General features: G+C 62.6%; 8 protein-coding genes. 3 read left to right on the top strand and 5 right to left on the bottom strand.

The window, feature by feature from the left end:
• The first annotated feature begins 430 nt into the window (after positions 1-430).
• The 3 genes from EK373_RS05210 to EK373_RS05200 all read left to right on the top strand — a co-directional run bounded on the left by EK373_RS05210 (position 431) and on the right by EK373_RS05200 (position 4,767).
• Positions 431-2,479 carry an energy transducer TonB gene (locus tag EK373_RS05210; protein WP_129641661.1) on the top strand — a complete coding sequence of 683 codons (2,049 nt, stop codon included), beginning with the start codon at positions 431-433 and terminating at the stop codon, positions 2,477-2,479.
• A 102-nt stretch (positions 2,480-2,581) separates the two neighbouring features.
• The gene (locus tag EK373_RS05205; RefSeq protein ID WP_129641660.1) at positions 2,582-4,021 is read left to right on the top strand and encodes an MATE family efflux transporter; all 1,440 of its coding nucleotides are present in this window, start codon (positions 2,582-2,584) and stop codon (positions 4,019-4,021) included.
• A gap of 35 nt (positions 4,022-4,056) precedes the next feature.
• Positions 4,057-4,767: a cytochrome b/b6 domain-containing protein gene (locus EK373_RS05200; protein WP_129641659.1), complete on the top strand. Its 711-nt coding sequence runs from the start codon at positions 4,057-4,059 to the stop codon at positions 4,765-4,767.
• Positions 4,768-4,832: 65 nt separating this feature from the next.
• On the opposite strand, the gene EK373_RS32995 is transcribed toward EK373_RS05200, so the two are convergent.
• The 5 genes from EK373_RS32995 to glgB all read right to left on the bottom strand — a co-directional run bounded on the left by EK373_RS32995 (position 4,833) and on the right by glgB (position 11,909).
• Positions 4,833-5,003 carry a hypothetical protein gene (locus tag EK373_RS32995; protein WP_157994226.1) on the bottom strand — a complete coding sequence of 57 codons (171 nt, stop codon included), beginning with the start codon at positions 5,001-5,003 and terminating at the stop codon, positions 4,833-4,835.
• Positions 5,004-5,132: 129 nt separating this feature from the next.
• A complete protein-coding gene (locus tag EK373_RS05195) occupies positions 5,133-5,513 on the bottom strand; it encodes a VOC family protein (RefSeq protein WP_129641658.1) in 381 nt (126 codons plus the stop codon).
• A gap of 46 nt (positions 5,514-5,559) precedes the next feature.
• Positions 5,560-7,752, bottom strand: a complete 2,193-nt coding sequence (gene malQ / locus EK373_RS05190; protein ID WP_129641657.1) for a 4-alpha-glucanotransferase — start codon at positions 7,750-7,752, stop codon at positions 5,560-5,562.
• Positions 7,753-9,918 carry a glycogen debranching protein GlgX gene (gene glgX, locus EK373_RS05185; RefSeq protein ID WP_129641656.1) on the bottom strand — a complete coding sequence of 722 codons (2,166 nt, stop codon included), beginning with the start codon at positions 9,916-9,918 and terminating at the stop codon, positions 7,753-7,755.
• 92 nt (positions 9,919-10,010) lie between these two features.
• The gene (glgB, locus tag EK373_RS05180) at positions 10,011-11,909 is read right to left on the bottom strand and encodes a 1,4-alpha-glucan branching protein GlgB (protein ID WP_129641655.1); all 1,899 of its coding nucleotides are present in this window, start codon (positions 11,907-11,909) and stop codon (positions 10,011-10,013) included.
• Between the last annotated feature and the right edge of the window lie 61 nt (positions 11,910-11,970).

Below are 11,970 nucleotides of genomic sequence, written 5' to 3'. Positions count from 1 at the left end.
GCGGTTTGGACACGATGGCTGGTACGAAAAAATTGCTGAACAAAGGCGGTTAACTGAACAGATCCTGCAGCCCTAACGCTTGGGTGGCAACTGTGGTCCTCATCCAAACCCCTATTCGCACCCCAGCGGAGCACGTCGTAGCCACTTGCCAACAACTTTACCGCTGGCACGCGGCTGACAAAGGGGTAGGATCACGCCCGCCACCCGACCGTCCGGATCAGCGGCTCATCGTATCGGCATCAAACCGGCAGCGGGTGTCTACAGAGGGCAGGCGAGAGAGGAAATTCACGCAGGGACATTTGCTGAACGGCGCATGCCAATTTTGCGCGGCAGTTCACGCGAGCGAGCCGGAAAAGACAGATACAGTTCGCAGCCGATCCATCTTGCATAAGTAGTATTACGCGACAAGCAAAAACCCCCGGAGGGGTCTATGGCCAACGCGCAACATAGTCGTTCTTCAGGACACGGAAACACTCAGGACGAGGTCAATTTGGAGATCGACGATTCACAAGCCCTACGGCAGCTAGAGGAAGGCCATCAGCCGCCCATCCTGGTGCTGAGCCGTGACGCCAACCTGGTGGAAACGGTCAAAAAGGCCGCCCCGCGTGGCGTGCCGGTCGCGTTTGCGCCCGACCTCGATCATGTCGCCGAGAAACTCTCCAACCTGAAGCCGGGTGTGCTGGTCGCGGATACTGCGAGCACCGCCGACGTGGCCTCGATGGTTGCGCAGCTGACTCAGCATTTCCCTGAACTGGTCGTGGTGGTAGCCGGCAAGCGCGAAGAAAACTCGCAGCTGATGCAGCTCACCGCCGCCGGCCGGATCTTCCGATTCCTGCTCACGCCGTTGTCACATGGCCAGACGCGCCTCGCGCTGGAAGCGGCGGTCAAACAGCATTTGGATCTGTCCGCCGCCGGGCAGCGCCTGAGCACGGGCGGTGCGGCCGGCGAAGGCGGCAGCAAAAATTACGTGATGACCTACGGCGCGCTCGCCGCTGGTCTGCTGGTGGTCATTGGCGGCATCTGGTTCGGCGTCAACCGCTTCACCGGCGAGCCCGAAGTGCCCCCGGTCGTGAATGCCCCCGCCGCGCCGGGAGCGCAGCAGCCGGGCGGCGTGCCGGAACGTCCGGATCCGGTGAAAGCCGAGCTGGCGCTGGCCAAGGATGCGTTCGCTCAGAACAAGTTCATCGAGCCGCAGGGCGAGAGCGCACTGGACCTGTATCGAAGCGCGCTGGCGCTGGATCCGAACAGCCAGGAAGCGAAAGACGGCATCCGCTCGGTCGTGGACAAGATCCTCGAACGCGCCGAGGCCGCACTGCTGGCCGAACGTTTGGAAGAAGCCATCCGCACGATCGAAACCGCGCGCGATATCGATTCGGCCCACCCGCGTCTCGCGTTCCTGGATACCCAGGTCGCGCGTGAACGTGAACGTTTGAAACTCTCGCAGGCTCAGGACGTCAGCAACCGCGTGCGCTCGCTGCTCAACACTGCGAACGATCGCATGGCCAACGGCCGTCTGCTGACTCCGAACAATGGCAGCGCACGGGATGCGTTGTTGGAAGCACGCCGTCTCGATCCGACGGATCCGACGGTGCTGACCACCATTCGTGAGTTCAGCGCGCAGTTGACCGAAGAAGCCCGCAAGTCGCTCGCTGGCGGCAACATCGAAACGGCCACTGCATATGTGCAGGGCGCGCGTCAGATGGGCTCGGCGGGCAGCGCGCTGGCCGCGGTCGAACGTGCGCTTGCTGAAGCGACCCGCGCCGGTAGTCCGGGCGCTGGCCCGAACACGGCCACGAACGCTCCGGCACAATCCGCTGGCACACGCCGTCCGGCGACGCCGGCCGCCTCGCAGCCAGGTGCGGGTCCGAACATCGACGCGATGGTTGCTGACGTTCGTACGCGCCTGAACGAAGGCAAGCTGATCGATCCGCCGGGCGACAGCGCTCGCGACGTGCTGGCGAATCTGCGTGCCGCCGCACCGAATCGTCCGGAAGCCGACGAACTGGCGCGCACGCTCTCGGCGCGTCTGCTCGACTCCGGCCGCCAGGCGATGAATGCCAAGGCTTATGATCGTTCCGCGCAGCTCATTGCCGCTGCGAAGGATGTGGGTCAGCGCTTCAACGGCCCGGCCATTGCGCAGGCCGAAGCCGATTTGATCGCGGCCCGCGAGCAGAACTCGCAGCTGACGAACGTCGTGTCCGCGGCTTCGTTGAAGCGCGTGCGCATGGTGTCGCCGGCCTATCCGGATGCAGCTCGCAAGCGTGGCATCGAAGGTTGGGTCGAATTGGCCTTCACGGTGCAGACCAACGGCTCGGTCGATCAGGTGGAAGTGCGTAACGCCAGCCCCGCCGATGTGTTCGACGACGCCGCGATCCGCGCCGTGCGTCAGTGGCGCTTCGAGCCGGTCGAGAAGAACGGCGAGCGGGTCGAACAGCGCGCCATGGTGCGTCTGAAGTTCTCGCAGCAGGCTGCGAACTAAACGATCCGGGCAATCGTTGCTAACGAAAGGCGGCCTTCGGGCCGCCTTTTTTATTGCGCGGCCAAACGCTACGCTGCGCGTCCTTTTGCTCACTGGCCGGCCATGGACACCGCCCTCCCCAAAGCGCCCGCTCCGCTCTCGTCCTTGCCGGCGCAACGGCTGGACGCGTCGGGTCGCGCCCACGTGGATGTGCGCGCCATCGTCGCGCTCGCGATTCCGTTCGCGGCAAACAGCGCCATTCAAGCGATCCTGAATCTGACGGACACGTGGTTCATCGGTCGCATCTCCACCAGCGCGCTCGCCGCCATCGCCGCGATTCACTGGCCAGTGATCGCTTGTATCGCATTGTTCGGCGGCGTCGGTCTCGCGGGTCAGACATTGGTCGCGCAAGCGTTCGGCGGGCGACGGCTCAAACGCGCGTCGCAAGCGGGCTGGATTTCGATGTGGGCGGCGCTGGCGGTCGCCCCGCTGTTCTGGTTGATCGCAATCAACGGCAACGCGGTGCTCGATCCGTTCGGCCTCGATCCAGAGGTGCAAGCGTTGTCGGTGCAGTTCTGGGAACCGCGCATGTACGGCGCTCCACTGGGCGTGGCGCTGTGGGGCATCGTCGGCTTCTTCAACGGCATCGGCCGACCCCGGATCTCGTTCATGGTCGAGGCGCTGGTCTGCGTCAGCAACGCCGTGTTCGCTCAATTGTTTATTTTCGAGCTCGGTTGGGGCATCGCGGGCGGCGCCTGGGCGACGAACTGCGCGCAGGCGCTGGGTCTGCTGGTGGCGCTGAGCATATTCGTCGCACCGAAGATGCATCGCGTGTTTCATTCGCGATTGATGTGGCGGCCCCGCGTTCGCAAGCTCGTCGGGCAGTGCAAGCTCGGCCTGCCGATGGGAATGTTGATCGCGGCCGACGTGCTCGGCTTCGCAATGTTTCAACTCATGCAGGTCCATCTGGGCACCGTGGATGGCGCCGCGACCCAGGTCGTGATGATGCTCACGTCGATCTCGTTCATGCCGGCGATCGGCATCGCCATGGCGGGCACGACGTTGGTGGGTCAATCCATCGGCATGGGCGACCGCGGCTGGGCCCGGCGGATCGGCAACAGCATCATTGTGATGTGCATGGCGTATATGGGCACGATCGGCCTGTTGCTCGGGCTTACCGCCCCCTGGCTGATTCCCACGTTTGTAGCCGCAAACGATCCGCAGGCGCTGGCGGTGATCCAGCTCGGCACGACGCTGATGTGGGTAGCGGCGGCATATCAGCTGTTCGATGGGTTGAACTTCGCTTCCTCTTTCAGCCTGCGCGGCGCGGGCGACGCCACAGTGCCTGCGCTGTGCGTCCTGGCGCTGTCGTGGCTGGTGTTCGTGCCCCTGGCGCACATGCTGTCGTTCACGCCGGGCGGCGGCTGGATCGAAGGCCTGCCGCAATTCGGCCTGGGGGCGCTCGGCGGCTGGCTGGCCGCGCTCACCTACATCATCCTGATCTCGACGGTGCTGTGGCTGCGCTGGCGTTCGGGAGCGTGGGAAAAAATCCGGCTGCGCTGAGCTTACAGCCGCGTAAGCCATTTCGATGGCGAGCGATGCTATGGTTTGCGATCGACGGCCGGGCTTACGGATACGACACTGTGAACGACACGAGCGCTACTTCGAACGACACCGCCATTCGCATCTGGGACTGGCCGGTGCGGCTCACGCATTGGTTGTTTGTTTTCTGTATCACCCTGTCGTGGTGGACGGCTGAAGAAAACGTGATGGACTGGCACCGCTACAGCGGCTATGCGCTGCTGGGCCTGCTGGTGTTTCGTATCTATTGGGGCTTCGCCGGCAGCTCGAGCGCGCGCTTCTCACAATTCCTGCGTGGCCCGAGCGGCATCGTTGCTTATATGCGCGAGTCGCGCGAAGCGCATCGCGACGCCGGCCACAACCCGCTCGGCGGCTGGAGCGTCGCAGTGATGCTGGCGCTGATGCTGGCGCAAGTGGCGATCGGTTTGTTTGTAAGCGATGTGGACGGCATCGAATCCGGCCCGCTGTCGCACCTGGTGAGCTTCGATACCAGCCGCACGCTGGCGGAGATCCACGAGGTCGTGTTCAACGCCATTCTCATCTTCGTCGGCCTGCACATCGCCGCCATTTTGTTTTATCTGCTGGTGAGAAAAGACAACCTGGTCGTCGCCATGCTCACCGGTCATCGTCGTAACGTGCGTGTCAAGCCGATGCTGCCGGTGCCGGCCTGGCGCATCCTGCCGGGCATCGTGCTGGCCAGTGGCGTCGTGTGGTGGGTGGCCACCTGAAAAAGAAAAGGGCGATCGACCCGCTGGATCGATCGCCCTGTCTTGTCCCAGATGCGCTGAGTTGGTTATTTCACCAGTCGGAGAACCGGCCGCTCGGTCTTGCCTTGCAGCCGATCGCGATGGAACCCGGTTTCGGGCCGGTACTGGAGCGCCTCCATGCGGCGCTGCAGCTCGGCGGCTCGCTCGGGATCAGGGGTCACTCGCAGACGCACCGGCGGTGAATCGGACTTGCTCATTCTAAACATCACATTTCCTCCCAGGCGGTGTTCCCTTCTCGCCGCGGTGTAACGCACCACACGACGAAATGGATCCACCGACAACAGCAAACTTTGCATCCCCTAATACGGATTGACGGGTATCCCGCCCTATTTCCATTGGTTCGCGGTTGCCGCGAAGTTCTTGTTCTGCGGCCGGACTATACAGAATCGCTGGCCTGTAGGTGCTTCCATGACGATCCAGGTGTGAACCTTTTCGACACGCCGGGCGCCGAGCGCCTCCAGCCGTTGGGCTTCCGCTTCGATGTCATCGGTTTCGATGTCCAGGTGGACGCGGCTGTCGTGCTGCACGGTCTGAACTTCGACGTGCAAACCGAGCTCGTCGGTCTGCATGCAGCGGTAGAGTGGACTGGGCTCTTCGTTCTTTGGCCGCAGCTCATAGCCGAGTGCGGCAGACCAGAATTGCGCGGCCTGCTCGAGATTGTCGGTCTTGCAGTCGATGATGAATCCAGCGAGACGGCTGCGATGCATGCTTCTTCCCTCAACGCGGCGCACGATATCAGAAAACCCACACGGCTCAGGCGTTCGGGTTCACACCTTTGCGAGCCGCATCCATCGCCGCGAGAATATCTTTAGTCTCACTGCTGGAGAATATGTCAGTTAGTGACGCGGTCACCTTGCGTTGCCAGTTGGCGTGCTCGGTGTCGGTGCCTGGCACGTTGACCGGATCGGTCATGCCGATCAGGTCCTCGATCTGCAGCAGTGCAATGTTCGAGCTGGACAAGCCGATGAAAGCATGCACTGCGCGCGACAACGCGGCCGAGTACGTTGGCAGCGACTCACCATCGCGCCAGTGCCATAAGCCCGCAGCAACCAGCGCTCGCAACAAACTGACGCGATCACGCACGCGCGCATCGTGTGCTTGCTGACGCAGCTCATCGGTCGGATACAAATCGAGCTGCGCACGCAACGTAACGTCGCTGCCTTCCCACCAGCCTCGCAGCGTCGGCAAGTCGTGTGTCGTGACGACCGCCATCGCGTGCCGAACATATTGATCGGGCCGCTTGAACGTGCCGTCGGCGAACTGTTCGAACATCAGCACCTTGTAGTGATAGGCGCGATAGTGCTCCATCGCCTCGGTCATCGCTTCGGGCACCGTACCCAGGTCTTCGCCGATCACGATGCAATGATTGCGCTGGCTTTCCAACGCGAGAATCGCGATCAGATCCGCTAACGGATAGTGGACATATGTTCCGTCCTTCGACAGCAGTCCGCGCGGCACCCACCACAATCGATACAACGTCATCACGTGATCGAAGCGCAGCGCTGCCACATAACGCATCATGTTACGGACCAGGCCGACGAATGGCTGGTACTGTTGTGCGCGCAGCTCGACCGGATCCTGCGGCGGAATGCCCCAGTCCTGACCTTTCAATGCCAGCGCATCCGGAGGCGCGCCGACCGACGCGCCCTGCAAATACAGATGACGGTTGGACCACGTTTCCGATCCGGCCGGATTCGCACCGACGGCAACGTCACCATAGATGCCAATGGCCATGCCTGCTTCACGCGCGGCGCTCTGCGCAGCGGCCAATTGCTCAGCAGCGAGCCATTGCAGAAATTGAAAGTATTCGACGTCCTCGGCGCGCTCGCGGGCGAAACGCTCCACCGCGGATGACGTGGGATCGCGATACTCCTCGGGCCAGCTCGGCCAACCCCAGTACTGCGGACCTTGCAGACGCAGATGGCCGTCGAGCGCATCGTAGATGGCGTGCAGGCGTAGCGGCTCGCCCTGGATCTCCTGGAACTGCCGGAAGGCCTGACCGCGCGGCGTGTTTCCATTGAGGTGGCGCGCGCGGAAACTCGCGTACAGCAACGACAGGATTTCAAACTTCGCCGCCGCCACTCGCACATAGTCTACGTTCCGAGTCGCGCGCACTTCCTGCAACATCGCCTGGAATTTTGGCTCGGCAACCCGCTTTCGCGCCGGCTCGCACTCGGCGAAGTCGGGCACATCCTCGACGCTGACATACAGCACGTTCAAGAACTGCCGATTCGAAGGACTGTAGGGACTGATGTGCGCCGGATTCGCCGGCATCAACGCGTGCAGCGGATTCAGACCGATGATGCCGCAGCCGAGCGGCGCCGACAGTCGAATCAAATGGCGCAGGTCTCGAAAATCGCCGACGCCCCAGTTGTCATCGGCGCGCAGCGAATACAACTGCACGGCGATGCCCCAGAGCTTCTTGCCCTCGGCAATTGCGTGAGCCTCGAAACATTGGTCGGGCGTCACGACAACGCGCAGGGTTCCTTGCAGGCCGGTGTCCAGGGCAAGCGAGGCCGTGTGATAACCCAGCGGCAAAGCCGGCAACGACACGGTCAGGCGCCGATAGGAACGATTGTCGATCTTCGCTTCCTCGATCGCCTGCAGCTTGGATAGCTGAGCGCTGCCGGCGCGCGGCTCGCCGCTCTCGAGCGTAATGCCCCAATCCACCTTCTTGGCGGCCAGATCGACCGGCACCGCGATCGGCACCCCGATCGGCTTGCCTTCGGTCACGACCAGCACCGGCGGCACGAATCCCGTCCAGCGGCGCGTGTGATATTCGTGAATGGACGTCTCGGCTGCCTTGGCGTCGGCCGCATCTACGCTCAGGGCCGCCAGGATGGCGGCCTGCGATTCGGCCGAAACCTGTTTGGGCTGGCCGCGAAAATCTAAATAGGAATCCGCGATTCCGTACAACTGGGCGAGTTGGCGGATCGGATTGTCCATTTACGTTTTCAGCGAGAACCCGCTGCGAATCGAGCTCGGGGCATCGCCATCGGCGAGCAATACACAGGAGTGCGGCGCGACCACGCAATTCTCCCCGGCGCCGAGACGGTCGCCGAGATCGTTCGCACGCCAGCGCGACGTGTCGAACACGGTCTGCCAGACCACACCCGTGGTTGGCGCCGGCAAGCGGAAGTCACAAGGTTGGTCCCCAGCATTGCACAGAAACAGCAGATGTCCGTTCGGTGTTCCATAGGGATCGGTGAAAGCATGCCCGATCAGCACGCCGATGGCACGGGCGTTCGCATCGTGCCAGTCACCGGCGTTCAACTCGTGCCCGAGCGGATGCCGCCAGCTGATGTCCTTGTGCTCGCGATCCACCTGGCGCGCGCCTTTCAGGAAGGTGTCGCGTCTCAGGCCGGCCGCATACCGGCGCAACGTGAGCAGTTGCCGTACGAATGCGATCAACCAGCTGCGGCGCTCGGCCAGCGACCAATCCAGCCAGCTGATCTCGTTGTCCTGGCAGTAGGCATTGTTGTTACCTCGTTGCGTACGGCCGAACTCATCGCCGGCCAGCAACATGGGCACGCCCTGCGACAGCAGCAAGGTCGCGAGCAGATTGCGGATCTGCCGTTCGCGCAGCTCCACCACCGCCGGATCGTCGCTCGGTCCTTCGACGCCGCCGTTCCAGCTCAAGTTGTGATTGTGGCCGTCGCGGTTGTCTTCGAGGTTGGCTTCGTTGTGCTTTTGCTCATAGGCGGTCGCGTCGTAAGCAGTGAAGCCATCGTGGCAGGAAATGTAATTGATGCTCGCTGTCGGCCGGCGACCCGAGGCCCGAAACAAATCGCTGGAGCCCGCGAAGCGCTCGGCGAGATTGCCAAGAATGCCGGGATTGCCGCGCCAGAACCCGCGCACGGTGTCACGATACAAATCGTTCCATTCCGACCAGCCGGCCGGGAAATGGCTGAGTTGATAACCGTCCGGCCCCACGTCCCAAGGCTCGGCGATCAGCTTTACGTAACGCAGCGACGGCTCGTTCGCGACCGCTTTGAAAAATGCGGCATCGGTGCGGAACGGAGCGTTGTCCCGACCCAGCACGGCGGCCAGATCGAAACGGAAGCCGTCGACGTGCATTTCCTCGACCCAGTAGCGCATGCAATCGATGATCAGATTGCGGGCGGCAGCGTTGCCGATAGCAATCGTGTTGCCGGTGCCGGAGCGATCGACGTAGCGGCTCAGATTGGTGCTGTCGAGCCTGTAGTACGCAGCATTGTCCAAGCCGCGCCAGCTCAGCGTCGGCCCCTTCTCGTTGCCTTCGGCGGTGTGATTGAACACCACATCGAGAATCACCTCGATGCCGGCGGCGTGCAGCGCCTTCACCATGGTGCGGAATTCCGCGACCGGATCTTCGATCACGTAATCCGGATGCGGCGCGAACCAGGCCAGCGAGCTGTAACCCCAATAGTTCACCAGGCCGCGCCTGGCCAGGAACTCCTCGGGAACGAACGCCTGCACCGGCAACAGCTGGACCGCAGTGACGCCAAGCGCCTTGAGATAGTTGATGACCGCCGGTTGCGCGAGGCCGAGAAACTTGCCGCGCTCACGCTCGGGCACGGCGGGGTGCAGCTTCGTGAATCCTTTGACGTGCAATTCATAAATGATGGTGTCACGCCACGGCACCGCCGGCGGACAATCTTCGCTCCACGCGAATTCGGATTGCACGACGCGCGCCTTGTACACGTATGGCGCACTGTCCGCTGTGTTTATTTGCTCGGTGGGTTGATCCGGCAGATGACCGAACAGCGCCGGATTCCACTCGAACTTGCCGGCGAGCGCACGCGCATAGGGATCGAGCAGCAGCTTGTTCGGGTTGTGTCGCAAGCCGTACGACGGGTCGTACGGGCCGTGCGCACGATAGCCATACACCATGCCGGGCACGCCGTGCGGCGCAGGCAAAAAGCCATGCCAAACATTTTCGGTGCGCTCGGGCAGCACCAGGCGGGTCAGCTCGTGCTCGCCACTGTCATCGAACAGGCACAATTCGACGCGCGCGGCGCCGCTGGCATGGACGGCGAAATTCACACCATCGCCGGTCCAGGTGGCGCCCAAAGGCTGAGGGGACCCGGCTTGCAGGCTGGCGTGCGAGTAATCTGCTGGTACGGCGTTCATCGGTGGAATGGTGACCGATCCGGGGGCCGCATGAAAAGTAGCGAATCGCGAAGATGTCTTATTGACTTGGTACTTTCAGGCTCCGCCGCACATCAATCTCGCGCCCAGATCACCACCGCGAGCGGCGGCAGGTTCAAAGTGATCCGGGCCGGGAAGTCGCGCCACGGCTCGTCATACGCCTGCACTTCCGTCTGTGGTGCATAGCCTGAGCCGCCGAATGCGGCGTCGTCGCTGTCGAGCAGCTTGCGATAGCGCCCGCCGGCGGGCGCGCCAAAAGTGTAATTGTCACGCGGCACCGGCGTGGCGTTGAACGCGATCAGCAACTGCGTGCCACCCTCGCCCGGCAGCCGCTGGCGCATGAACGCGAACACGCTTTCGTTGGCATTGTCGACTTCCAGCCAGCGAAAGCCTTCCCAGCTGTTGTCGCTGCCATGGAGCTCGGGATAGTCGCGATACAAACGATTCAGCGCACGACACCAGGACTGCAGCTGACGATGGTGCGGATGCTGGAGCGCGGCCCAGGCGAGATCTTCGTAGTCGCGCCATTCGTGCCATTGCCCGAACTCGCCGCCCATGAACAGCAGCTTCTTGCCCGGGTGCATCATCATGTAGCCCATCAGGAAGCGATGATTGGCGAGCTTGCGCCACTCGTCGCCCGGCATCTTGTCCAGCAACGAACGCTTGCCGTGCACCACCTCGTCGTGCGACAGCGGCAGGATGAAGTGCTCCGAGAACGCGTACACGAACGAGAACGTGATCAGGTTGTGATTGTGACCGCGATGGATCGGATCGAGCGCCATGTAGCGCAGCGTGTCGTTCATCCAGCCCATGTTCCATTTGAAATGGAAGCCGAGCCCGCCCAGGTGCACCGGCCGCGTGACGCCCGCGAACGATGTCGATTCTTCGGCCATGGTGACGACGCCATGGTGATAATGACCGACGGTCCAGTTCAGCTGCTTCAGGAAGTCGATCGCTTCGAGATTCTCGCGGCCGCCATATTGATTCGGCGTCCACTCACCGTGCTTGCGCGCGTAGTCGAGATAGATCATCGAGGCGACCGCATCCACCCGCAGCCCGTCGATGTGATATTGCTCGATCCAGAACAGCGCGTTCGCAATCAGAAAATTGCGCACCTCGTGGCGGCCGTAGTTGAAGATCTTCGTGCCCCACTCCATGTGCTCGCCGCGACGCGGATCGGCGTGCTCATACAGCGCCGTGCCGTCGAAGTCGGCGAGGCCGTGACCGTCGCGAGGAAAGTGTGCGGGCACCCAGTCCATGAACACGCCAATGCCGGCCTGATGCAGTCGATCGACAAAGCGCATGAAATCCTGCGGTGTGCCGTGCCGCGCCGTCGGTGCGAAATGCCCCAGGACCTGATAGCCCCACGACCCGTCGAAGGGATGCTCAGCGACGCCGACCAACTCGACGTGCGTGTAACCCATGTCGACTACATACGGAATCAGCTGATCGGCCAGCTCGTCCCAGGTCAGAAATGCGGGCTTGCGATGCCACGAGCGGCGCCACGACCCGGGGTGCAATTCATAGATGGAGATGGGCGCGCGCAGTGGATCCCAGTTGCGGCGGCGGTCGAGCCAATCGGCATCGCCCCAGCTGTAGCCGCCGAGGTCGGCGATGACTGAAGCACTGTCGGGGCGCAGCTGCATCTGAAATGCATACGGGTCCGCTTTCATCAGGTGCTGTCCGTGCGCACCGACGATCTCGAACTTATACAGCGAGCCTAAGCCGGCGCCCGGGACGAATGTTTCCCATACGCCCGAGTGGCCGCGCATCTGCATGACATTGCGATTGCCGTCCCAATGATTGAACTCACCGACCACACTGACCCGTCGCGCATTCGGCGCCCACACGGCGAAGCGAGTGCCGGCGACGCCGTCGTGCACTTCCAGGTGCGCACCCAGCTTCTGGTGAATGTGGTGATGATTGCCCTCACCGAACAGGTGCAGATCGAGATCGGAGAGAGCGGAAGACATAGCAGTTGTTGGCGATTTAGGAGTTAGAGGCTGGTCTAACAAGAAGAGCACGATGTCGGCC

The sequence above is a fragment of the Peristeroidobacter agariperforans genome (assembly GCF_004138335.1).
Taxonomy (GTDB): domain Bacteria; phylum Pseudomonadota; class Gammaproteobacteria; order Steroidobacterales; family Steroidobacteraceae; genus Steroidobacter; species Steroidobacter agariperforans.
This window is presented reverse-complemented; position numbering and strand designations above follow the sequence as displayed.